Genomic DNA, 23,211 nt, shown 5'->3' with positions numbered 1-23,211 from the left:
GTCACGTCGGCGGCTCACTAAGGTCCTCGCAACCGACGAGGACGGAGCTACACGTCGATGAGCGAAGTATCGGTGACCAAGGGCGCAGGCGGTCCCGAGTCCGCGACCGACAAGCTGGTCGTGCTGGACAACATCAACAAGCACTTCGGTGCGCTGCACGTCCTCCAGGACATCGACCTGACCATCGCCCCGGGCGAGGTCGTGGTCGTCATCGGCCCCTCAGGGTCCGGCAAGTCCACGCTGTGCCGCACCATCAACCGGCTGGAGACGGTCGACTCGGGCAGCATCACGATCGACGGCAAGCCGCTGCCCGCGGAGGGCAAGGAACTGGCGAAGCTCCGTGCCGACGTCGGCATGGTCTTCCAGTCCTTCAACCTCTTCGCGCACAAGACGGTGCTGGAGAACGTCACGCTGGGCCAGATAAAGGTCCGCAAGGCGGACAAGCGGGTGGCGGAGGAGAAGGCCCGCACGCTGCTCGACCGGGTCGGCGTCGGCAACCAGGCCGACAAGTACCCCGCACAGCTCTCCGGCGGCCAGCAGCAGCGCGTCGCGATCGCCCGGGCACTGGCGATGGACCCGAAGGTGATGCTCTTCGACGAGCCGACCTCGGCCCTCGACCCCGAGATGATCAACGAGGTTCTGGAGGTCATGCAGCAGCTGGCCCGGGACGGAATGACCATGGTCGTCGTCACGCACGAGATGGGCTTCGCACGGTCGGCCGCGAACCGCGTGGTCTTCATGGCGGACGGCCGGATCGTGGAGGAGGCCACCCCCGAGCAGTTCTTCAGCAACCCGCGCAGCGACCGTGCCAAGGACTTCCTCTCGAAGATCCTGCACCACTGAGCCTTCACCACCTGAGCCCGCACTCACGGCCCCGCTCCCGAGCAGGGACGGCGCGCCGAGCGGGCGGCGCACCAGCGCACTGGGCCAACGACTGTTCAAGCAAGGGATGTTCACTATGAAGTTCCACAAGACCGCCGCGGCGGCAGCCGCTGTCCTGGCTCTCGCCGCCACCGCGGCCTGCGGGGGCAAGGAAGGTTCGGCCGGCGACAAGCCGAAGGACCAGACGGACGAGAAGGCGCTGCCGAAGTACTCGGTCGCCAAGGACGTCAAGGTCGACTCCGCCGTCCTGAAGAAGGCCCAGAAGCGCGGGAAGATCATCATCGGCGCCAAGGCCGACCAGCCCTACCTCGGCTTCCAGGACCAGTCGACCAAGAAGTACTCCGGCTTCGACATCGAGATCGCCAAGATGATCGCGGCCGACCTGGGCTTCTCCCCCAAGCAGATCGAGTGGAAGACGGTCGACTCCGGAGCCCGTGAGACCACCGTCTCCAAGGGCGACGTCGACCTGATGATCGGTACGTACACGATCAACCCCGAGCGCAAGAAGCAGATCGACTTCGCCGGTCCGTACTTCCACGCCGGCGCCTCGCTGCTCGTCCGCAAGGACGAGAAGTCCGTCACCGGGCCGGACAGCGTCAAGGGCAAGAAGGTCTGCTCCATCGTCGGCTCGACGCCGCTGCAGACCATCAAGGAGCCCAAGTACGGCGCCAAGGTCACCGAGCTGAGCAAGTACTCGGAGTGTGTCTCGCAGCTCCTGGACGGCCAGGTGGACGCGGTCACCACGGACGACGCGATCCTCATGGGTTACGCCGCGCAGAACCCCGGCAAGCTGAAGGTCGTCGGCAAGCCCTTCTCCGACGAGCCGTACGGCGTCGGGCTGAAGAAGGGCGACAAGGCCCTCCAGAAGGCCGTCGCCGACGCCATCAAGAAGCACGAGGAAAACGGCAACTACAAGAAGGCGTACGACGCCACGCTGGGCAAGTCCGGCTCCAAGTTCAAGACGCCGCCCCAGATCACCGAGAAGTGATGTCCCACGCCCCGCTCCCCGGCGTCAGCGCCGCGCGGGGCGGGGCGTGCTGTTGCGGGCACACAGTTCGCTCCTGCGGGCACACCGTTCGCTCCGGCGTCGCCCCCCACCCGGCGGGTGACAGTCCCGTGCCCGGTCCGGCCCTTTCCGCCGCCCCTACGCGACTCCTCGCGGAGAATTCATGAACGTACTTCTCGACAACCTGGCGCTGTTCCGCGAGGGATTCCTCGGCACCTTGTGGCTGACGGTCGTCAGCGCGGTGCTCGCCGTCGTGCTCGGTCTGGTGATCGCGGGCTGCCGCGTCTCGCCCGTGCCCCCGCTGCGCATATTCGGCACGCTGTGGGTGACGGTGCTGCGGAACACCCCGCTGACGCTGCTCTTCCTGGTGGCGTTCTTCGTGGTGCCCAAGGTGCTCTTCCCGGGCATCAACTCCTTCATCCTGGCCGTCTGCGCCTGCGGCTTCTACACCTCGTCCTTCGTCGCCGAGGCCGTCCGCTCCGGCATCAACACCGTGCCGATGGGCCAGGCCGAGGCCGCCCGCGCCATCGGTATGACGTTCACCCAGACCATGCGGATCGTGGTGCTCCCCCAGGCCACGCGCTCGGTAGTACCGCCGCTGAGCAGCATCTTCATCGCCCTGACGAAGAACACCGCGATTGCCGGCGCCTTCGACAACGTCGATCTGTTCAACATCCAGAAGACGCTGAGCAACGACGGTTACGACATCGCCATGATCTTCATCTGGATCACCATCGGCTACCTGATCATCACCTACGCAATCAACGGCCTCTTCCGGCTGCTGGAGAACCGTCTGGAGGTCGCCCGATGAGCGCGAGCGTCCTGTTCGACGCGCCCGGCCCGAAGGCTCGCGTCCGCAACCTGATCTACTCCGTCGTCGGCAGTCTCGCCGTCCTCGGCCTGATCGCCTGGGTCTGCTACCGGCTGTACGACAAGGGGCAGTTCGCGGGCGAGCTGTGGGACATCTTCAACTACTCGGGCATCCGGGAGAACATCCTCGACGCCCTGCTGTCCACACTGAAGGTGTTCGCCCTGGCGGGTGTCTTCTCGCTGGTCTTCGCCGTGGTGCTGTGTGTGGCACGGCTGTCGGACCACAAGCCGGTGCGCTGGGTGGCCGTCGTCTTCATCGACCTGTTCCGGTCGATCCCGCTGCTCATCACCATCTTCGCCCTGTGGGTCGGCATTCTCGGCGACATGACGCCCATGTGGGCGCTCGTGCTGGGCCTGACCATCTACAACGGCTGCGTCCAGGCGGAGGTGCTGCGCGCCGGTGTGAACGCGGTGCCCAAGGGCCAGGTGGAGGCGGCATACGCGCTCGGACTGCGCAAGACCCAGGTGACCGCCTCGGTCCTCTTCCCGCAGGCCGTGCGCTCCATGCTGCCCTCGATCATCAGCCAGCTGGTGGTGACCCTGAAGGACACCTCGCTGGGCTTCATGATCCTCTACCCGGAGCTGCTGTACTCGGCCCGGCTCATCGCCAACAACACCCCGGTGGGCGGCGTCTACCCGACCGTCCAGACGGTCATCGTCTTCGGCGCCATCTACATCGCGCTGTGTCTCGTCCTGGCCTGGCTGGCGAAGTTCGTCGAGCAGCGCGGACGCCGGTCCAAGGCGGGCATCGTGCCCGCGGAGGCGAAGGAGCCCAAGGAAGTGGTGCCGTCCGGCAGCACGGACCTGACGCCGGTGCCCGAACCCAAGGACGCCGAGCCCAAGGACGCCCGGCCCAAGGACTGAGCCCCAAGGCTGTGTCCAGCTGCTGAGCCGAACACCACCCCCGGGACACCAGTGCCCCGGACCGCACATCCGCCGCGGCCCATGGCGCGGGCCACCCGCCCGCGCCATGGGCCGCGTTGGCATCTTATGGCGTCACTTGACGCGTGCTCAGGCAGTGGGTTGCATACCAGCGTGATCGCGCACCAGGCTCCACCACCAGAGAAACCCCGCCCCCGTCAGCACCACCAGGGCTGTGAGGTTTCCACACTGTGGATCCGGTGATCGTCGTCGGGGCAGGTCCGGCCGGACTCGCCCTCTCCCTCGCTCTCGCCCGGCACGCCGTCCCCTCCGTCGTCCTGGACTCCACCGACGGCAACCCGCCGCCCCGCGCGGCGCGCACCTGCGTACTGCGCCCGGACACCGCCGCCGTCCTGCCCGCACTGCCCGGACTGCGCTGGCGCTCCTGGCGCACCCAGCGGCGTGCGCAGCCGGTCGACCAGGTCGATCTCGCCCCGGAGCAGGCACCGGTGCACATCGAACAGCACGCCCTGGAGCGCACGTTGCGCAGCGCGCTGGCGGACGAGAAGCTCGCCCGGATCGTCACCGGTAGCCACGTCGACCTGCTGGAACAGGACGCGAGCGGCGTCACGGTGCACACCCGCGGCGCTTCCGGCACCTGGTGGCGCGGCAGTTACGCCGTCGGCTGCGACGGCGCGCGTTCCATGGTCCGCAAACTGCTCGGGGTGCGCTTCCCCGGTCGTACGGCGGTCGAGCGGCACGCGGTCGCCGCGCTGCGGGTGCGGCTGCCGTGGGAGGAAGGGCAGGACGACGAGGAGGGCACATGGCAGCCCGGAGACGCGGGCGGCGCACTGCTGCACCGCGACCCGGGCGGCACGCCGGGCGAGGTCACGGCCCGGCCGCTCGCCGGAGGCCGATGGCGGCTGGACTGGCTGCTGCCCCCGCGCGGCGATCTGGTGACCCCGGAGGAGATGCTGGAACGGGTGGCGGACACCCTCGCCGTCTGGTCCGAGGAGTCGCTGAAGTCCGCCGCAAGCACCGCGCCTGCCCGCCGCAGGCCCGTGGGAGCCGGCGGACGTGGGACCGGCACCGAGGACGGAGGCCCGAGCAACGGCATCGGCCCGTACGAACTCGTGGACACCGGTGTCCACACCGCGCATCAGCGGCTGGCCCGGCACTGGCGTGTGAACCGGGTCTTCCTCGCCGGGGACGCCGCACATCTGACCGGTGCGCTGGGGGTGCAGTCCGTCGACGAGGGGCTGCGGGACACCGCCAACCTCGCCTGGAAGCTCGCGCTGGCCTGGCACCACGGGCACGGCCCGGCAGCGGACACCTTGCTGGACAGCTACGAGACGGAGCGGCGCGGCGCCATGGTCGCCCGGCTGCGCGCCGTCGACCAGGCCCTGCCCGTCGTACGGCGCGGCGGCGGGCTGCGCGCGCTGCTCCCCGGCGGCGGCGCACGCTCCCATCTGGGCCTGCTCACCGACGGTCACCTGGGGCGGGGCCTGCTGGGCGCACCCCCCGCGTACTCCCGCACGCCGTTGACGCCGCCGCGCGGGAGTATCGGTGAGGTGTCCGTCGGTACGGCACCCGGCGCCCCCGTGTGCGATGTCCCGGTCACCGCCGCCGACGGTTCGCGCGGCAATCTGCACGACTGGCTGGGCGGCCCGGGCGGGGAACTACTGGTGCTGCTGGTGGCGCCGGGAACCGGAGTGTGGGACAGCCGCCACTGGTTGACGGCGGGAATGATGCCCGAACTGGTGGCCACCGTTGACGCACTGCCGCTGCGCGCCAAACTGCTGGTCGCCGAGAGCTATCCGGGGGCAGCGGCGCACACCGTGCTGGCCGTCCGCGCCGACGGCCACCTCGCGGCCGCCTTCCCCGCGGGACGCTCCAACGCGCTGCGCACCTGCGCGGAGGTCGTACGCGGAGGAGCGCATGGGTGAGGGAAGGCGCGGGGGAAGCACCTGGCGAGGGCGCGGGGGGCGCGCCTGAGGGAGGGCGCGGAGGGGGCGCGTCCCTGCGCCCGCAGGTGCGTATGAGCGTGCTTCTCGCGGATGTACTCGCTTTCGGACTCGGCCATGCCGACGAAGAGGATCTCGCAGAACGAGTCATTTCTGCGAACCACACGAGCTACATCCGCGTCCGCGCGTACGCCTGCAGTGCGTCGCGGACGAACGTCGCCCCCGCGGCGTCGTCGTACATGCCGGCAAAGCGGGGGTCGTCGACGTACATGTCCCCCAGTCCCTTCACCATGTCGATCGAGCGCTCCCGGTCGCCCTCGGCCGTGGGCGTACCCGGGATCTGGCTCAGCCACTGGACGTGCCGGGCAGCCAGTGACTGAGCGTGTTCCGATGTCGGAGAAACTCCGGCCTTCACTGCGGCGACCCATGCAGCGACGAGGTCTTCGGTGTCCTGCTTCCAGGCCCGCTGCTGGTCAAGGGACTTGCCGTGCCACCAGTCGTTGCTCACTCGGTACGCGCGCTCGCCCCAGCGTGAGATCACTTCGTCCTTGTAGAGGTCGTTGAACCCCGCCAGCATCACATCCATCCGGGGTTCCGCCCCCGCCTCCAGGGCCTCCAGCGTGTGGCGCACGGACCCGATCTGCCGTTCGATGCGGTCCCGTTCCTCTTCCAGCGCGGCGATATGGGCGCGGAGCCCGTCGCAGGTGTCCACCTCGTCGGCCAGGACCTCGGCGATGGCCGGCAGACCCATGCCGAGCCGGCGCATGAGCAGGATCCGCTGGAGCCGGGCGACCGCGCTCGCGTCGTAGTAGCGGTACCCGTTCGCACCGACCCGGGACGGGGCCAAGAGCCCGACGCGGTCGTAGTGACGCAGGGTGCGGCTGGTGATGCCGGCCCTCGCCGCGAGTTCCTGGATCGTCCACTCCATCGCTCCAGTGTTACCCGTGGCCGAGCGTGGCGGCGATGATCTTTGAGCTGTCGGCGTGCAGGGCCTGTGCCGCCGTCTGCCCGGTCGCCGCCAGATAGGTGTCGACCAGCCTGTTGCCCGCGGCGTACCCGGCGCCCATCGGCAGCCCCACCGGGGTGAGGCCGAGGCGCTCGGCGCCGGGGTCGCCGTGCACCCAGGCGGTGAAGTTCTCCATGCCCGTCACGTCGAGCCCGGTGAGCACCTTGGCGAAGACCTCGTCGTCGTGCAGGTGCGGCACGCCGATGCGGGCAGGGCCGAGCTCGTCGCCGTAGAGCTGGCGGGCGAAGGCGTCGGCCAGGCCCTCGCCGACGATGTGTTCGCCGACCGTGACGGTCATCGGGTCCCACACCACCCCGCCCGGGGCCCATCGCAGGTTGTGGTGGAGTTCGTGCACGGCGGTGGCCTCCAGCCGCTCCACGTTCTCGGGGAAGGGCCAGAACGTGATGGCGATGTGGCCCGCGATACCGCCGAACCCGGTCAACCCTTTGCAGGGACCCATGAAGTGCTCGTCACTCGGATCGCCGAGCACGAACAGCACGGTGATGTCCGGGGCCTCCAGTCCCGGCGTCGCCTCCAGCAGCACGGCGAGAGCGTCGTCGAGCGCACGTTGCATCCGCTCCCAGGCCCCGGCCGCCGCCAGGGTTTCGAGCGCGTCGAGGCAACGTTCCTCGTCGCGGTCGATGGGGAATCCGGACGATTGGTGGTGCACGGCCACCAGGTCGACCTCGCCGGGGTGGTAGCGGTACATGCCCCTGTTGGCCTCCAGCATCGAACGCAACAGGTCAACGCGGTCCGCGACCGGAGCCAGCAGGATCCGGCGCATGGCGGAGTAGGTGTCAAGAACAGTTATCGACATGGCCCAGATGCTAGAAGTTGACGCAGCGTCAAGGTCAAACCATCGGCGCTCCCGTCGAGGTACGGACGGCCTGCACGCCGGCCCCCGCACCGCCCTGGCCTGGCTTGGCTTGGCTTGGCTACTCAAGAACGCGCACACCGCCAGTGACCGAACTCGGGGTTGAGGGCCCACGGCTGAACGACCGGACCGACCTCCCCCTCAAAGGCCGGGGAAGTGCTCTTCCAGCACTTCAGGATCTTCACCCTCCTCTTCCAGCGCTCGCCGGACCACCCGCAGGGCGAGGCCCTCGGAGTAGCCCTTACGGGCCAGCATTCCGGCGAGCCGGCGGAGGCGCTTGTCTCTGTCGAGCCCCCTGGTGGAACGCAGCTTGCGGGCCACCAGGGCGCGTGCCGTCTCCTCCTCGCGCTCGGAATCGAGCTGGCCGACGGCCTCGTCGATCACGGTGGAGTCCACGCCTTTGGTCCGCAGTTCGCGGGCGAGCGCCCTGCGGGCCAGCCCTCGGCTGTGATGACGGGACTCCACCCAGGCGGCGGCGAACGCGGTGTCGTCGATGAGGCCGACGTCTTCGAATCTGGCCAGCACTTCCTCGGCGGCTTCCTCCGGCACCTCGCGTTTGCGGAGCGCGTCGGCGAGTTGCTGACGCGTCCTGGGCGTACCGGTGAGCAGCCGCAGGCAGATGGCTCTGGCCCGCTCGACCGGATCCGCTGGCTCCGCGTCCCCCTCCGGGCCCCGCCCCCCGGCCCGGCGTCGGCCCGGTTTCCGGGCCGACGCACGCGATGGTCCCACTTCGGCCCTCGACGAAGCGGGACCATCGCTGTCCTGAATGTCCGCCACCGGGCCGTCATCAGCCCAAGGGGCGGAGGCCGGGACCGGTTCCGGGGACGGGGTGTACTCCGGCCAGTCGCTGCGCCGTGTCACGGGCTAGCTCTTGGCCGCTGCGGCCTTGGACGTCTTGCTCGTCTTCGCCGTCTTGGCCGCCGGGGCCGGGACGGTCTTGGCCGCTGCGGCGTCCGTGCCGTCCGGCGTGGCCGCCGCTGTTGGAGCTGCCGAGGTGCTGTCCGCGGCGTCCGCGCCGGGCTCGCCCGCCGGGTCCTGCGGCTGTACGCCGATGCCCAGCTTCTCCTTGATCTTCTTCTCGATCTCGTTGGCGAGGTCGGGGTTGTCCCGCAGGAAGTTGCGGGCGTTCTCCTTGCCCTGGCCGAGCTGGTCGCCCTCGTAGGTGTACCAGGCGCCGGACTTGCGGATGAAGCCGTTCTCCACGCCCATGTCGATCAGGCCGCCCTCGCGGCTGATGCCCATGCCGTAGAGGATGTCGAACTCGGCCTGCTTGAAGGGCGGCGCAACCTTGTTCTTGACGACCTTGACGCGGGTGCGGTTGCCGACGGCGTCCGTGCCGTCCTTCAGGGTCTCGATCCGACGGATGTCGAGCCGCACCGAGGCGTAGAACTTCAGTGCACGGCCACCGGTGGTGGTCTCCGGAGAGCCGAACATCACGCCGACCTTCTCACGAAGCTGGTTGATGAAGATCGCGGTGGTCTTGGACTGGTTGAGCGCGCCGGCGATCTTCCGCAGCGCCTGGCTCATCAGCCGGGCCTGGAGGCCGACGTGGGAGTCGCCCATCTCGCCCTCGATCTCCGCCCGGGGCACCAGCGCCGCGACCGAGTCGATGATGATCAGGTCGAGCGCGCCGGAGCGGATCAGCATGTCGGTGATCTCGAGGGCCTGCTCGCCGTTGTCCGGCTGGGAGAGGATCAGCGCGTCGGTGTCGACACCGAGGCGCTTGGCGTACTCGGGGTCGAGCGCGTGCTCGGCGTCCACGAAGGCGACCGTGCCGCCCGCCTTCTGGGCGTTGGCCACCGCGTGCAGAGTCAGGGTCGTCTTACCGGAGGACTCCGGTCCGTAGACCTCGACCACACGGCCGCGGGGGAGACCGCCGACGCCGAGGGCCACGTCAAGGGCGGTCGACCCGGTGGGGATGACCTCGACCGGCTCGTTCGGCCGCTCGCCCATGCGCATCACGGCGCCCTTGCCGAATTGCCGTTCAATCTGCGCGAGCGCGGCGTCGAGCGCCTTCTCGCGGTCGGTTCCTGCCATGGGTGCCACCCGGTTGTTTGCTTGAGTCGATCGCTTCACGTCTCAAGACGCTAGCGCCTGCCACTGACAATCGGTCCGGACCCGCGCTCACTGGGCCATGGCCTGAGCGGGCGTGCTCGCCGGAGCCTCTATAAGAATCGATGTTCGATTTTTGCGTCAAGTCGCCCCGCTTTCCTGTGGATAACTCAGAAAACCCCAGGTGAAAGGTGCTGCTGAGGCGGTCTCGCGGAGGCGCTTCAGGCCGTGCGCAGGCGGAAAAACACCCCGTTCATCGGCTGCGCCGCCACCGCCACCGTCCACGTCCCCTACCGCCTCGGCGCCCCCATGTCCTTCTCCCGGGCCTCTCGTCCGACACGTCGTAGCGCTTCACATACGCGCCGAGGAACCCCTGGAGTGTCGCCATGGCGGGGATCGCGACCAGCGCGCCGACGACCCCCATCAGCGAGGTCCCGGCGATCACCGAGCCGAAGGCGACGGCCGGATGGATGTTCACGGTCCTCGCGATGATGCGCGGCTGGAGGATGTAGTTCTCGAGCTGCTGGTAGACGACGATGAACACCAGCACCCACAAGGCCGACCAGGGATCGACGGTGAACGCGATCAGCAGCGGCAGCGCACCGGCGATGTAGGTACCGACCGTGGGCACGAACTGCGAGACCACCCCGACCCAGACGGCCAGCGCGGCGGCGTAGGGCACCCCGAGCAGTTCCAGGAAGACGTAGTGCGCACCCGCGGAGATCAGCGCCATCAGCGCACGCGAGTAGATGTAGCCCCCGGTCTTGGCCACCGCGATCTCCCAGGCACGCAGCACCTCCGCCTGCCGCGCGGGCGGCAGTACGGAGCACAGCGCCACCCGCAGCCGGGGCCCGTCGGCGGCGAAGTAGAAGGTGAACAGGGCGACCGTCAGGAGTTGGAAGACCCCGCCCAGCACAGTCGCGGAGATGCCCCACACGTTCTGCGCTCCGCTGCGCAGAAAGCTCTGTGCCCAGTCGGAGTGGATGACCTTGGAGCGGAGCTTGTCGACGTCCAGATCGGTGTGGAAGTGGTCGTTGCTCCAGCGCAGCACCTCGGAGACGTATCGGGGCAGGCTCTCCACGATGCGGCTGACCTGCTCGGCGAAGAGTGAGCCCAGCGCCGCGAAGAATCCGGCCGCGGCGGCCAGGAGCACCACGGAGACCAGCGCGGTGGCCGGCCCGCGCCGCATACCGCGCCGGGCCAGACCCGCGATGGCAGGCTCCATGGCCAACGCCAGGAAGAACGCGATCAGAACGTTCAGCAGCAGTCCGAGAGTGCGCAGGAATGCCCAGCTGAGGATCTGGTAGGCACCGAAGAGCCCCAGGGCGAGCACGAAGGCACGCGGCAACCAGCGCGGCATGCGTGCGGACCGCAACTCCCGATCCGGCCCCTGAGCAGTCTCCGGCGATCCCCCACTCCCGCCCTGCGGTCCCGCATCCCGGCTTGGTGGCCCTCCACTCCCGCCTTGCGGTCCCCCACTCCCGCTCGGTGGCCCCGCGCTCCTGTCCGGAGGGCCGACCGCACCGCTCCTGTCGGCGTGGTTCTCTGCACCACCGTCCCGCTCCCCGTCGCCGTCCCTCTCGTCCCGGTCCCGGTCGCCGTCGTCTGGTGCACCCACCGGGCAAGTTTCGCGCCCTGGGACACGGCGCCCGGCAAACGACTCACCTCTTGTGCGCCGGTACCTCCATGACGTCACACACCACGCGCCAGACGTCCTTCGCGTCCCAGCCCGCGGCGAGAGCCTCGTGCACCGTACGGCCGCCGAGACCGGACATCACGTGGTCGTGCGCGAAGGAGTCGGCGTATGTCTCGCCGAAGTGCTCCGCCATTCGCTGCCAGAAGTCCGTCAACCGCATGACTCCAGTATCCCGCCCTGAAGGGTTGGCTCCGGCCGACAGCCGTGACCCGGCGACCGCGCGGGCCTACCGTCGGAGAATGGCTCCCTGTGGATCGGTTCTCTCCCGCGCGGAGAATTTCATCTGGCTGACAGCGCGCGTGCTGGAACAGCGGCGTTTCGAGCACGACTTCCTGGACGGCGACCCGAGCACTGTCGAGACCGCCCTCGACGCCTATCGCAATGCCGACGGCGGCTACGGCCACGCGCTGGAGCCCGACCTGCGCGGTCCCGTGAGCCAGCCGCTGCACACGGCCACCGCTGTGCAGGTACTGGACAGCATCGGGCGCTGTGCAGGGCAGCGGGTCGAACGCATCGGCCGCTATCTGACGGCGGTCTCCACACCGGAGGGCGCACTGCCCGCTGTGCACCCCTCGCTGCGCGGCTACCCCGCCGCGCCCTGGATCCCGGTGCAGGACTCGCCGCCCAGCGACCTGCTGGCGACCGGCCCGGTGGTCGGCACCCTGCACCGCAACAGCGTCTGGCACGCCTGGCTGTTCCGCGCCACGGACTACTGCTGGAGCACCATCGAGTCCATGGGCAAGACGCATCCGTACGAGGTGCGGGCAGCGCTCGCCTTCCTCGACGGCGTCCCGGACCGGCCGCGCGCCGAGGCCGCGGCAAGTCGGCTGGGCACTCTTGTACGCGAGCAGCGGCTCGCCGTGACGGACCCGGACCGCACGGCCGACTTCCCCCTCCCCGACGGCTACGCGCCCGGTGAGTACCACTATGTGACCGACTTCGCGCACCGGCCCGATTCCCTGGCCCGCCGCTGGTTCTCCGACGCGGAGCTGCAACGCGGACTCGACCACCTGATCAGTCGCCAACAGGACGACGGCGGATGGGACATCAACTGGCGCAGATGGGCCCCCGGAACGGCCCTGGAGGGGCGCCCTCTGGTCACCTTGGAGGCCCTGCACACGCTGCGCGCGTACGGACAGCTCTGACGTACGCCCCGGGCAGGCGGCGACGGACGACTTACGCTGTTGCGCGAAAGCTGGCGCTTGTCCGGCGGAGATCTGTCCAACGCTCGATTAATTTCCCCCGCAGCGTTTTCCCGGTGCGCCGCCGACTTCCGTCCACCTCGGCTAACCCAGCGCCCGCACCCCGGCCGTCACCAGCACGGCGGCGGCAACGACCACGAGGAACGGCGCCCGCAGGACCAGTGCGAGCCCGGCTGCGGCGAGCCCGGCTGTGCGGGCGTCGAGTACGAGCGTCGTTCCCTCGGCGAACGTCTGCTGAGCGACCAGTGCCGCCAACAGCGCCACCGGCAGCAGCGCTGCCAGCCGCTGGACCAACGGCCGCTCCAGCACGCCCGCGGGCACCGAGAGACCGAGCAGCTTCACCAGATAGCAGCCGAGGGCCGTGGCCCCGATGGCGATCCACACATTCACCGCGACTCCTCCTTCGCCGTCCGCTTTCCGGCTCGCTCCGCCGACTTTGCATCTCCCTCCGCCCGCTTGCCTGGCAGCGCTCTGCTGTGCACCAGCAGGACGAGCGGTGCCGCCAGGGCTGCCACCAGGACCGGCACACCGGCGGGCAGCACGGGCAGCAGGCCCAGGCCCAGGACGACGGCGAGTCCGGCTGTCGCCCGCTCGACGCCACTGCGGACCATGGGAGCCAGCAGGGCGAGGAAGGCCGCAGGTCCGGCCACGTCCAGGCCCCAGGCGTTCGTGTCGCCCAGTGCTTCCGCGCCCAGCGCGCCGAGCAGGGTGGTGAGGTTCCAGAGGACGAACAGTGTCGCCCCAGTCACGGTGAAGCCGAGCCGGACGGCGTGCTGTCCGCGCTGCGCGAGAGCGACGGCCGAAGTCTCGTCGATCACCCAGTGCGCGGCTGCGAGCCGCGCACCACCGCGCAGCCCCAGAAGACGGGACAGCCGTAGTCCGTAGAAGGCGTTCCGGAAGCCCAGGAAGAACGCACCGGCGGCGGCTGTCAGCGGAGCGCCACCGGCGGCCAGCGCGCTGACGAGGGCGAGCTGCGAGGCCCCGGTGAACACGAACAGACTCAGCGCACACGTCTGGGCCAGGGAGATGCCGGCACCGGCGGCCGTCACACCGAAGGCGAAGCCGGACAGCCCGACGGCTATCCCGACGCCCAGCGCGTCCCGTACGACAGCACGGTCGTCCCGTGCGACAGCGCTGCCGTCCCGTCCGCCCTGTGGGCTTTCCGAGCTTTCCGATGCGCCCTCATCAAGGGCGTCGGGTATGACGGAGGTTTCGGGCGCCGGACCGCTGTCCGACGCCTTCGGTTGGTCGAAGGTTTCTCTCTGCTGTGGCACGCGGCCACGCTAGGAGACCGGGGGCCACCCGTTCTTGTACGTTCTTGCACGCCCGCGGCGGTAGGCGCCGGGCGGGACGCCCATGATCCGCCCGAAGTGCCGCGTCAGATGGGCCTGGTCCGTGAAGCCGACGGCGGTGGCGGTCTCGGCGAGCGGCAGTCCCGCGTCCAGCAGGGCGCGTGCCCGGTGCACGCGCGCGTCCGTCAGCCAGGTGTGCGGCGGCATCCCGTACACCTGCCGGAAGGCGCGCAGCAGCGCGAAAGGGCTGGTACCCAGCTCGGTGGCGAGGCTCTCCAGGGACGGCGGGTCCGCCATCCGCTCCTCCAGCACCGCGCGGGCCCGCAGCGCATACCGGGCGCCCGCCGTACGAACGGACCGCTCGGGCAGCGGGCCGCCGTGCAGCCGCAGGAGCCGGGCGACCACCGCGTGCATGAGAGTGTCGGCGGCCAGCGCGTTGCCCTCCTCAAGGGCTCGGTGTATCGCCTGCACATGGCGGGCCGAGACGGAGTCGTCGGCCGTGGGGGCGGTGAATCCCGGGGTGCCCCGGATGGTGGTGGTCTCGGCCGCGATCCGGGCCACCAGGGAGGGGTCCGGGTAGAGCACCTCGTACGACCAGCCCTCGGGTGTCCCGGCGTGCCCGGTGTGCGTCGTGTCGGGGTTGATCAGAGCCAGTCCGCCGGGGCCGACCCGGTGCACGCTGCCGCCGTGGTGGAACGCCTCCACGCCTTCCGTTATCGCGGCGATCACATAGGTCTCGTGGGTGTGCCGCGCGAAGATCTTGCGTATGTAGCGTGCACGCAGCAGGTCGACACCGGGCAGCTTCGGCGACTGCCAGTAGTGCGCGCTCTCCCTCTGCGTCATGCCCCCATTCTCCGCCCCGGCAGCACAACCACCGGGCCGGTCCCCGTCCGCACCGCCGCGCCCCGGCTCCCGGCGCTGCCTTCGGCGCCGGTCTCAGGCCGCTGTCAGTGGCGTGCTGCACGATGGGGAGCATGGGTCGGACATCGGCGCTGGACGCCTTCTCACCTGCGACCCGTGCATGGTTCACGGGCGCCTTCAGCGAGCCCACTGCGGCGCAGGAGGGGGCTTGGCGTGCGCTTGCCGAGGATTCGGACGCGCTGGTGGTGGCGCCGACCGGGTCCGGCAAGACACTGGCCGCCTTCCTCGCCTCGCTGGACGCCCTCGCCGCCACGCCGCCCCCCGCCGACCCGCTCAAGCGCTGCCGCGTGCTGTACGTGTCGCCGCTGAAGGCGCTGGCCGTCGATGTGGAGCGCAACCTGCGCAGCCCGCTCACCGGCATCCGGCAGGAGTCGCTGCGGCTGGGCCTGCCCGAGCCGGAGATCAAGGTCGGGATCCGCTCCGGTGACACCCCCGCCGCCGAGCGCAGGTCGATCGCCCGCCGTCCGCCGGACATCCTGATCACCACGCCGGAGTCGCTGTTCCTGATGCTGACCTCCAGCGCCAGGGACGCGCTCGGTGGTGTCGAGACGGTCATCCTCGACGAGGTGCACGCGGTTGCGGGCACCAAGCGCGGCGCTCATCTGGCGCTCTCCCTGGAGCGGCTGGACCATCTGCTGGAGCGGCCCGCGCGCCGTATCGGACTGTCGGCGACCGTGCGCCCGGTGGACGAGGTGGCCCGCTTCCTCTCGCCCCGCCGGAACGCCGCGATCGTGCAGCCGCCCTCGGGCAAGCGGTTCGAGCTGTCGGTCGTTGTGCCCGTCGAGGACATGGGCGAGCTGGGCAGTTCCCCGGCGCAGGACGCGGCGGGAACCGACGGCCCGGGCCCGGGTGGCGGCGGCAAGCCGTCGATCTGGCCCTCGGTGGAGGAGCGGATCGCCGATCTCATCCAGGAGCACCGCTCCACCATCGTCTTCGCCAACTCGCGCCGCCTGGCCGAACGGCTGTGCAACAGGCTGAACGAGATCGCCTACGAACGCGCCACGGGCGAGCCCATGCCCGAGGACCACTCACCGGCCGAACTGATGGGCAACGCGGGCGCGGTCACCGGCGCCCCGGCGCTCATCGCCCGGGCACACCACGGCTCCGTCTCGAAGGAACAGCGCTCCCAGGTCGAGGAGGATCTCAAGGCAGGCAGGCTGCCCGCCGTGGTGGCCACCTCCAGCCTGGAGCTGGGGATCGACATGGGTGCGGTCGATCTGGTGATCCAGGTCGAGTCGCCGCCCTCGGTCGCCTCGGGGCTGCAACGCGTGGGGCGGGCGGGTCACCAGGTGGGTGCCGTCTCGGCAGGCGTGGTCTTCCCGAAGTACCGGGGCGACCTCGTGCAGTCCGCCGTGGTCACCGAGCGGATGCGCGAGGGGGCCATCGAGGCGCTGCGCGTCCCCGCCAACCCGCTGGACGTCCTCGCCCAGCAGATCGTCGCCATGACGGCTGTCGACACCTGGGACGTGGACGAGCTGCTGGCGCTGGTGCGGCGGGCAGCGCCCTTCGCCGCGCTCCCGGAGTCCGCGTACACCTCGGTGCTGGACATGCTCGCCGGGCGGTATCCGTCCGACGCGTTCGCCGAGCTGCGTCCGCGCCTGGTGTGGGACCGGGTGGCGAACACGGTTGCCGGCCGGCCGGGTGCTCAGCGGCTGGCCGTCACCTCCGGCGGCACCATCCCGGACCGCGGACTGTTCGGGGTCTTCCTGGCTGGCGCCGACCCCAAGAAGGGCGGCGGCCGTGTCGGGGAGCTGGACGAGGAGATGGTCTACGAGTCCCGGGTGGGCGATGTCTTCACCCTGGGGACGACGACGTGGCGGATCGAGGACATCACCCGGGACCGCGTGCTGGTCACTCCCGCGCCCGGAGTGCCGGGCAGGCTGCCGTTCTGGCGGGGCGATCAGCTGGGCAGGCCGCTGGAGCTGGGCCGGGCCCTGGGCGCATTCCTGCGCGAGATCGGCTCACTGAGCCGCGAGCAGGCCGAGGAGCGGCTGACGGCCTCCGGCATGGACGCGCTGGCGATCAGCAATCTGCTGGCCTACCTGGGGGAACAGCGCGAGGCGGCAGGACATGTGCCGGACGACAGGACGATCGTCGTGGAGCGTTTCCGCGACGAGCTGGGCGACTGGCGCATCGTGGTGCACTCCCCGTTCGGTGCGCAGGTGCACGCCCCCTGGGCGCTGGCCATCGGCGCCCGGCTGTCGGAGCGGTATGGCATGGACGCCCAGGTCATGCACGCCGACGACGGACTGGTGCTGCGGCTGCCGGACGTCGAGCTGATGGAGCTCGACCTGTTCGACCCGAAGTTCGACACCGACCTCGACGTGGGGCCCCGCTCCCCCCGCACACCGGAACAGGACCTCCCGGCGGACCCGGACCAGCCGCCGCTCGGCGTGAGCGACGTGCTCTTCGACAAGGGCGAGATCGAGCAGACCGTCACGGACCAGGTGGGCAGCTCGGCGCTGTTCGCGGCCCGCTTCCGGGAGTGCGCCTCGCGTGCACTGCTGCTGCCGCGCCGCAGCCCGGGCAAGCGCACCCCGCTGTGGCAGCAACGGCAGCGAGCCTCCCAGCTGCTCCAGGTCGCCAGCGAGTTCGGCTCCTTCCCGATCATCCTGGAGGCGGTCCGCGAGTGCCTCCAGGACGTGTTCGACCTGCCGGGCCTGACAGAGCTGATGGGCGACATCGAGTCCCGCCGGGTGCGGGTTGTCGAGGTCACCACTCCGGAGCCGTCCCCGTTCGCCCGCTCCCTGCTGTTCGGCTATGTGGCGCAGTACTTGTACGAGGGCGACTCCCCGCTGGCCGAACGCCGGGCCGCCGCGCTCTCCCTGGACTCGCGGCTGCTGTCCGAACTGCTGGGCCAGGCAGAGCTGCGGGAACTGCTGGACGCCGACGTACTCCACGAGTTGGAGCGCGAGCTCCAGTGGCGCACCGAGGATCGTCGCCTCAAGGACGTCGAAGGCGTGGCGGACCTGCTGCGGCTGCTGGGCCCGCTCACCTCCGAGGAGCTGGCCGAGCGCGGCGCCGAGCCGGGCTGGGCACCAGAGTTGGAGGCGACCCGCCGGGCCATCCGGGTCCGGGTCGCGGGCCGGGAGCACTGGGCGGCGGTGGAGGACGCGGGACGGCTGCGGGACGCACTGGGTGCCGCACTGCCGGTCGGCGTGCCGGAAGCGTTCACCGAGCCCGTCGCCGATCCGCTGGGCGACCTTCTCGCGCGCTACGCCCGTACGCACGGCCCGTTCACCTCCGCCGACGCCGCGGCCCGCTTCGGTCTCGGCACCGCCGTCGCGGACGGCGCACTGCACCGGCTGGCGGCGAGCGGGCGACTGGTGCAGGGCGAGTTCCACCCGTCCGGGATCGGCCAGGAGTGGTGCGACGCAGGAGTGCTGCGCAGGCTGCGCCGCCGTTCACTGGCGGCGCTGCGCCAGGAGCTGGAGCCGGTCGCACCACAGGCACTGGCCGCTTTTCTGCCGCAGTGGCAGCACGTGGGCACCAACAGCCTGCGCGGTGTGGAGGGACTGCTGCGCACCGTGGAGCAGTTGCAGGGCGCGCCCGTTCCCGCGTCCGCGCTGGAAAAGCTGGTGCTGCCCGGCCGGGTAGCGGACTACGCCCCGCCTATGCTGGACGAGCTGACCGCCTCCGGGGAGGTCGTCTGGGCGGGTGCAGGGGCGCTGCCCGGCAAGGACGGCTGGATCTCCCTCCACCTGGCCGACACCGCCCCACTGTTGCTGCCTCCCCCGCACCCCTTGGAGCTGACACCTGTGCACCAGGCGGTGCTTGCCGCGCTGGAGGGCGGATACGGGCTGTTCTTCCGGCAGGTCGCCGAACGGGCACGCGCCGAGCACCCGGAAGCGACCGATCCACAACTCACCGAGGCGCTGTGGGACCTGGTGTGGTCGGGCAGGGTCACCGGCGACACGCTCGCACCGCTGCGGGCGCTGCTGGGCTCGGGCCGTACGGCGGGATCGACAGCACACCGCGCCAAGCGCCCCACTCCGCGCGGGCGTTACGGCTCGTTCACCGCAGCAGCGGTGGCCGCGGGCAGCGGTGTCGGGCGCCGGGGGCCGGGCCGCGCACCGGCCTCCGCACCACCGACCGTCGCCGGGCGCTGGTCGCTGCTGCCCACTCCGGAGAGCGAACCCACCCACCGGGCACACGCGTTGGCCCGGACGCTGCTGGACCGGCACGGTGTGGTGACGCGTGGCGCCGTGGCCGCCGAAGGGGTGCAGGGCGGTTTCTCCGCGGCGTACCGCGTGCTGTCGGCCTTCGAGGAGAGCGGGCAGGCGCGGCGCGGTTATGTGGTCGAGGGCCTGGGCGCCGCACAGTTCGCGATGGACGGCGCCGTGGACAGGCTCCGCGCGGTCAGTACGGCCCGCGAACGGGAGGGCGAAGCGCCGGGTGCGTATGCGGGTGCGTACGACGGGTCGGGGGCGTACGGCGGGTCGCGCCGGGGCGGCGCCCGCACCGGGCCGCGCGCGTTGGTGCTGGCCGCCGCCGATCCCGCGAACGCCTACGGCGCGGCCCTTCCCTGGCCGTCACCCCCACCGGGCGCCACACACAAGCCGGGCCGCAAGGCGGGCGCCCTGGTGGTGCTGGTCGACGGAGTGCTGACGCTGTACGTCGAACGCGGCGGCAAGACACTGCTGGCCTGGACACACGACCCCGAGTCAACGGAGGGTCCCGCCGGGGAATCCCAGCCGGCCCTGTCGGCCGACGGCGAGGCAAGCACCGCCCGGCTGGCCGCCGCCGTCGAGGCGCTGGCCCAGGCAGCACGCGAGGGAGCGCTGGGTACCGTCACGGTGGAGCGTGTCAACGGCACTGCGGCCCTCTCCGCCCCGCTGGGCACGGCGCTGGAGGCCGCAGGCTTCCACCCGACCCCGCGCGGTCTGCGGCTGCGGGCGGGCTAACCCACCGACGGCGGCGCCCTACCGGCTGCCGCCCCCGCTGCCACAGCCACCGGCACAAGGCCGGTCCGCGCCAGCTCCCCGTCAGCCCCCGTCGTTCGTCTCGTCGTACGGCCCGGCCGTCTCGTCGTACGACGTCTCGGTCGCCAGCATGATCTGGCGGAGGAGGCCGGAAAGCAGGCGCTGTTCATGCCAGTCGAGCGTGCCGAACAGGCGGCGTTCTTCCTCGCCTGCCGCCTCGATGGCGGCCAGCCAGGTGGCGTGCCCCTCGTCGGTCAGTTCGAGCTGCTCGCCCCCCTCGCCCTCGCCCTCGGCCGAAGACCGGCGGCCGGCGGACTTACGGGCCACGAAGCCGCGCTTCTCCAGCACGTCCAGCCGCTCGGACAAGGCGTTGGGGGCCGCCCCCAGGTCGATGGCGAGCTGGGTGAGACCTCTGCGCCCGCCGTGTCCGGCGAGCATGTGCAGCGCCTCGTGCTCCTCCCGGCGCAGTCCGAACTCCGCCAGGGCCCGCTCACCCGCCCGTCGCAGATGGTCGGCGAGAAACTGCATACGGGTGACGGCGCCCTCGATATGGGGGTTGAGCTCGGGCAGCACCGGCTGCCAGCGGTCCACATGGTCGTCGACCCAGTCCCGCGCCCCCTCCAGAGCGTCCCTCTGCTCGGCCTCGGCCTCTCCGTCCACGTCGAGCGCGTCGTGCTGTCGTTCGTATCCCCACTGCCCCATGGCCCCGGATCGTATCCCGTGATCGTCTCCCACTTCTCGCCGCTGTCCCCTGTTCGGTCAGTGGTACCTGCGACCATGGGCATATGTCCTTATGGAGCCGGTGATGACGGACGATGCCGCCAGCATGCCGGAAGATCACTGAAGGGGTGACGGTCGGATGCCCGAGGGAGACACCGTCTGGCGTACGGCGCACACCCTGCACTCCGCGCTGACCGGGCAGGTGCTGGCCCGTACGGACTTCCGGGTGCCCCGGCTGGCGACCGTCGATCTTTCCGGCCGCATGCTGCTGAACGTGACCCCGCGGGGCAAACACCTGCTGATGCGCGTCGAGGGTGGGCTGACGGTGCACTCGCACCTGGGCATGGAGGGCGCCTGGCGCGTGAAGGCCAACCCGCCCGGCGGGACCAGCTCTCCCGGTGGCTTCGGACCGGCCCACCAGATCCGCGCCCTGCTGGCCACCGGCTCGCACACCGCGGCCGGAATCCGGCTTCCCGTACTGGAACTGCTACGCACGGCAGAGGAGTTCACGGCTGTCGGCCATCTGGGGCCGGATCTGCTCGGTCCCGACTGGGACGCGGCCGAAGCGGAGCGGCGGCTGCTCCAGGACCCGGCACGGCCGCTGGTCGAGGCGCTGCTGGATCAGCGCAACCTCGCCGGCATCGGGAACGTCTACGCGGCCGAACTGTGCTTCCTCGCCCGCACCTCCCCCTGGGCCCCGGTGGGTTCGCTGTCGGCTCCGCTGCCTGCCCGCCTGCTCACGGCGGCCAAGCGCCTGCTGGAGGCGAACAAGGACCGCGTCCGCCGCCGTACGACCAACAGCTCGCGCCCCGACCGCAATCTGGCCGTCTACGGCCGCGAGAACCGCCCCTGCTACCGCTGCGGCGCCCCCGTCCGCACAGGCTCCCACGGCCCGCCGGGCCGTCCGCGCACCGTCTGGTACTGCCCGCACTGCCAGCCGCCGCACAACGGGGAATCCCGCGTCGACCGCAGCAACGACTCATAGATGGCCAACTAATTGACGCCCCGTCAGGTTCTCCGTAGCGTCGTTCACCATGGGCCTCCCGGCGCACAACAGCCTTCCGGCGTACGACCTGACCGGCCGGACCGCCTTGGTGACCGGCGCCGCCGGTGGCATCGGCCGCGCGACCGCCGTACTGCTCGCCCAGGCGGGCGCAGCCGTGCACTGCGCGGACCGGAACGAAAAGGCCCTGGCAGACACCACGGAGCTGATCAACCAGGCGGGAGGCGACGCCTGGGCGCACCCGCTGGATGTGACCGACCGTGCGGCGCTCGGCGGCGCTGTCGCCGCGGCGGCGCGCACCACCGGCCGGCTCGACATCGCCGCCGCAATAGCCGGAGTCATGCACCGCAGCACCGTGCTGGAGACCGAGGACGCCGACCTGGACCGGGTACTGGCCGTCAACTTCAAGGGCGTCCTGTACACCTGCCAGGAGGCCGCCCGCAGCATGATCGGAACCGGCACCCGGGGCGCCCTCGTGACCATGGCCTCCGGCGCTGTGGACACCGGTTCCCCAGGGCTGCTGTGCTACGGCGTCGCCAAGGCCGCCGTCGTCCAGCTCACCAAAACCCTCGCCACCGAGCTCGGCGGGCACGGCATCCGGGTCAACGCGGTGGCACCCGGCTGGGTGCGTACGCCCATGACGGAACGGGAGGACGCGGCCGGCCGGCAGCGTACGGAGGAGGCGATGGCCAGGATGTCGCCGTTGGGGCGGGTCGGCGAGGCCGAGGAGGTCGCCCACTCGGTGCTGCATCTGGTCTCGGACGCCTCATCCTTCACGACGGGGCAGATCCTGCGGCCCAACGGCGGCGTCGCGATGCCGTGGTAGCCCGCCGGGGGCGCCGCCCTCTCTTCGCCGCGCCCCCTCTCGCGCGCTGCTCTGCGCCACATGCACGGGCAGCACGCTCAACCCCCATCCCCCCGCGGTCACCGAGGCTTCCACCGGGCCGCCCTCCCCCACGGCCAGCCGCCATATCGCACACAGCCAACCGACCGCACAGGCGCTGCCGAGCGCCCAGCGGCACAGCAGCAAGGGCCTCACACCCGGCACGCCGCCACCTCCCGCGACGGTGCCCGTCCAGACCGGGCGGCAACGCCACGCGCGGCAGGGACGCGAGACCGTCGACGAAGTCGAGAACACCGCCATCGTCCCGCACTACGGGCGACCCCGCGACCACGGACCGTAGGTCACACAGTGCGACGAACAGCCCGCACGCACCCGGCCTGCAACAACGCCCCTGCGCAGCCGAAAGTGCGCCTCAGGAAACTCCGGCCTTCCGGACGCACGAAGGCCCCGCCGGGTCCGGCGGGGCCTGTCGTTCACGTCTCATGCGCTCGTTCCTGCTTCAAGCACTCATTCGTGTCTCAAGCGCTCGTTCACGTCTCACTCGCCTTCCGCGGCCCGGATGTCACAGGACCCAAGCGGTACGCGGCACGGCGCAGGCACGGCCTGGGGCGATCGCACGGCGGTCAGGCCGCGACCACGTCCACGGCCTCCGTCGGCGCCTTGATCGTGACACGCTCCTCGGGCACTCCGGTGACCGAGGTGACGGACAGCGGGTTGAGCACCGGCCGCATGGGTGCGGGCACGGCATCGCTCTGCGCGGACGCGGCCAGCTCCGCAAGCGCCAGCTCATCGCTGACCTCTCGCATCAGCTCGGACATCCGCACATCGAGCGCATCACAGATCGACGAGAGCAGTTCGGACGAGGCTTCCTTCTGGCCACGCTCGACCTCGGAGAGGTATCCGAGCGAGACCCTGGCGGACGAAGAGACTTCGCGCAGGGTACGACCCTGACGTTGGCGCTGCCGACGCAGCACGTCACCCAACAGGCGACGGAGCAGAATCATCGGTGCTCCTCCCTCTCAACGCGCGGCGTCTTCCACAGCCTGTATCGGGACGGCCAGTTGGCCCCGACTCCTTCAGGCTCCACCGTACCGCC

At 70.7% G+C, this 23,211-nt stretch carries 20 protein-coding genes; 9 read left to right on the top strand and 11 right to left on the bottom strand.

The genetic code is table 11. From position 1 onward, the window contains the following. Nucleotides 1-57: 57 nt before the first annotated feature. The 5 genes from ACTWP9_RS07965 (at nucleotide 58) to ACTWP9_RS07945 (ending at nucleotide 5,565) form a co-directional block, all read left to right on the top strand. Complete coding sequence (locus ACTWP9_RS07965) at nucleotides 58-843, top strand: amino acid ABC transporter ATP-binding protein (RefSeq protein WP_443245297.1); 786 nt, start codon at nucleotides 58-60, stop codon at nucleotides 841-843. A gap of 115 nt (nucleotides 844-958) precedes the next feature. Next, nucleotides 959-1,870 carry a glutamate ABC transporter substrate-binding protein gene (locus tag ACTWP9_RS07960; RefSeq protein WP_443245296.1) on the top strand — a complete coding sequence of 304 codons (912 nt, stop codon included), beginning with the start codon at nucleotides 959-961 and terminating at the stop codon, nucleotides 1,868-1,870. A 181-nt stretch (nucleotides 1,871-2,051) separates the two neighbouring features. Continuing rightward, the gene (locus tag ACTWP9_RS07955) at nucleotides 2,052-2,699 is read left to right on the top strand and encodes an amino acid ABC transporter permease (RefSeq protein ID WP_443245295.1); all 648 of its coding nucleotides are present in this window, start codon (nucleotides 2,052-2,054) and stop codon (nucleotides 2,697-2,699) included. Then, nucleotides 2,696-3,622, top strand: a complete 927-nt coding sequence (locus ACTWP9_RS07950; RefSeq protein WP_443245294.1) for an amino acid ABC transporter permease — start codon at nucleotides 2,696-2,698, stop codon at nucleotides 3,620-3,622. The genes ACTWP9_RS07955 and ACTWP9_RS07950 overlap by 4 nt, the downstream gene beginning before the upstream one ends. Before the next feature lie 248 nt (nucleotides 3,623-3,870). Next, on the top strand, nucleotides 3,871-5,565 hold the full coding sequence (locus ACTWP9_RS07945) for an FAD-dependent monooxygenase (protein ID WP_443245293.1): 1,695 nt from the start codon (nucleotides 3,871-3,873) through the stop codon (nucleotides 5,563-5,565). A 187-nt stretch (nucleotides 5,566-5,752) separates the two neighbouring features. Here ACTWP9_RS07945 and ACTWP9_RS07940 read toward each other — a convergent pair whose 3' ends face one another. From ACTWP9_RS07940 to ACTWP9_RS07915, 6 genes are all read right to left on the bottom strand, one after another. Continuing rightward, the gene (locus tag ACTWP9_RS07940; protein WP_443245292.1) at nucleotides 5,753-6,511 is read right to left on the bottom strand and encodes a MerR family transcriptional regulator; all 759 of its coding nucleotides are present in this window, start codon (nucleotides 6,509-6,511) and stop codon (nucleotides 5,753-5,755) included. A gap of 10 nt (nucleotides 6,512-6,521) precedes the next feature. Next, nucleotides 6,522-7,406: a DUF2268 domain-containing protein gene (locus tag ACTWP9_RS07935; protein WP_443245291.1), complete on the bottom strand. Its 885-nt coding sequence runs from the start codon at nucleotides 7,404-7,406 to the stop codon at nucleotides 6,522-6,524. Nucleotides 7,407-7,604: 198 nt separating this feature from the next. Further along, nucleotides 7,605-8,324, bottom strand: coding sequence for a recombination regulator RecX (recX, locus tag ACTWP9_RS07930; RefSeq protein ID WP_443245290.1), 720 nt, complete (start codon nucleotides 8,322-8,324; stop codon nucleotides 7,605-7,607). Between the two features lie 3 nt (nucleotides 8,325-8,327). Beyond that, nucleotides 8,328-9,500 carry a recombinase RecA gene (recA, locus tag ACTWP9_RS07925; protein ID WP_443245289.1) on the bottom strand — a complete coding sequence of 391 codons (1,173 nt, stop codon included), beginning with the start codon at nucleotides 9,498-9,500 and terminating at the stop codon, nucleotides 8,328-8,330. A gap of 268 nt (nucleotides 9,501-9,768) precedes the next feature. After that, nucleotides 9,769-10,875 carry an AI-2E family transporter gene (locus ACTWP9_RS07920; protein WP_443245288.1) on the bottom strand — a complete coding sequence of 369 codons (1,107 nt, stop codon included), beginning with the start codon at nucleotides 10,873-10,875 and terminating at the stop codon, nucleotides 9,769-9,771. 301 nt (nucleotides 10,876-11,176) lie between these two features. Further along, the gene (locus ACTWP9_RS07915) at nucleotides 11,177-11,371 is read right to left on the bottom strand and encodes a DUF3046 domain-containing protein (RefSeq protein WP_443245287.1); all 195 of its coding nucleotides are present in this window, start codon (nucleotides 11,369-11,371) and stop codon (nucleotides 11,177-11,179) included. Nucleotides 11,372-11,450: 79 nt separating this feature from the next. Between ACTWP9_RS07915 and ACTWP9_RS07910 the strand changes: the two genes are divergently transcribed. Then, on the top strand, nucleotides 11,451-12,356 hold the full coding sequence (locus ACTWP9_RS07910) for a hypothetical protein (protein WP_443245286.1): 906 nt from the start codon (nucleotides 11,451-11,453) through the stop codon (nucleotides 12,354-12,356). 141 nt (nucleotides 12,357-12,497) lie between these two features. Here ACTWP9_RS07910 and ACTWP9_RS07905 read toward each other — a convergent pair whose 3' ends face one another. From ACTWP9_RS07905 to ACTWP9_RS07895, 3 genes are all read right to left on the bottom strand, one after another. Next, nucleotides 12,498-12,803, bottom strand: a complete 306-nt coding sequence (locus ACTWP9_RS07905) for an AzlD domain-containing protein (RefSeq protein WP_443245285.1) — start codon at nucleotides 12,801-12,803, stop codon at nucleotides 12,498-12,500. Continuing rightward, the gene (locus tag ACTWP9_RS07900) at nucleotides 12,800-13,507 is read right to left on the bottom strand and encodes an AzlC family ABC transporter permease (RefSeq protein ID WP_443245577.1); all 708 of its coding nucleotides are present in this window, start codon (nucleotides 13,505-13,507) and stop codon (nucleotides 12,800-12,802) included. The genes ACTWP9_RS07905 and ACTWP9_RS07900 overlap by 4 nt, the downstream gene beginning before the upstream one ends. Before the next feature lie 189 nt (nucleotides 13,508-13,696). Beyond that, the gene (locus ACTWP9_RS07895; RefSeq protein WP_443245284.1) at nucleotides 13,697-14,548 is read right to left on the bottom strand and encodes an AraC family transcriptional regulator; all 852 of its coding nucleotides are present in this window, start codon (nucleotides 14,546-14,548) and stop codon (nucleotides 13,697-13,699) included. Nucleotides 14,549-14,679: 131 nt separating this feature from the next. On the opposite strand from ACTWP9_RS07895, the gene ACTWP9_RS07890 reads away from it, so the two are divergent. Then, nucleotides 14,680-19,530, top strand: coding sequence for a DNA glycosylase AlkZ-like family protein (locus ACTWP9_RS07890; RefSeq protein ID WP_443245283.1), 4,851 nt, complete (start codon nucleotides 14,680-14,682; stop codon nucleotides 19,528-19,530). An 81-nt stretch (nucleotides 19,531-19,611) separates the two neighbouring features. Here ACTWP9_RS07890 and ACTWP9_RS07885 read toward each other — a convergent pair whose 3' ends face one another. Continuing rightward, the gene (locus tag ACTWP9_RS07885; protein ID WP_443245282.1) at nucleotides 19,612-20,250 is read right to left on the bottom strand and encodes a MarR family winged helix-turn-helix transcriptional regulator; all 639 of its coding nucleotides are present in this window, start codon (nucleotides 20,248-20,250) and stop codon (nucleotides 19,612-19,614) included. A 157-nt stretch (nucleotides 20,251-20,407) separates the two neighbouring features. On the opposite strand from ACTWP9_RS07885, the gene ACTWP9_RS07880 reads away from it, so the two are divergent. Next, nucleotides 20,408-21,253, top strand: a complete 846-nt coding sequence (locus ACTWP9_RS07880; protein ID WP_443245281.1) for an Fpg/Nei family DNA glycosylase — start codon at nucleotides 20,408-20,410, stop codon at nucleotides 21,251-21,253. 49 nt (nucleotides 21,254-21,302) lie between these two features. Further along, nucleotides 21,303-22,097: an SDR family NAD(P)-dependent oxidoreductase gene (locus ACTWP9_RS07875; RefSeq protein ID WP_443245280.1), complete on the top strand. Its 795-nt coding sequence runs from the start codon at nucleotides 21,303-21,305 to the stop codon at nucleotides 22,095-22,097. A 641-nt stretch (nucleotides 22,098-22,738) separates the two neighbouring features. On the opposite strand, the gene ACTWP9_RS07870 is transcribed toward ACTWP9_RS07875, so the two are convergent. Next, nucleotides 22,739-23,119 (bottom strand): helix-turn-helix domain-containing protein, encoded by a 381-nt coding sequence (locus ACTWP9_RS07870; RefSeq protein ID WP_443245279.1) that lies wholly within the window; start codon nucleotides 23,117-23,119, stop codon nucleotides 22,739-22,741. Nucleotides 23,120-23,211 lie beyond the last annotated feature (92 nt).

Origin of the sequence: Streptomyces sp. 3N207 (genome assembly GCF_052246355.1) — a bacterium.
Lineage (GTDB): Bacteria > Actinomycetota > Actinomycetes > Streptomycetales > Streptomycetaceae > Streptomyces.
The sequence above is the reverse complement of the archived record's forward strand: the minus strand, read 5'-3'. Positions and strand labels throughout refer to the sequence as shown.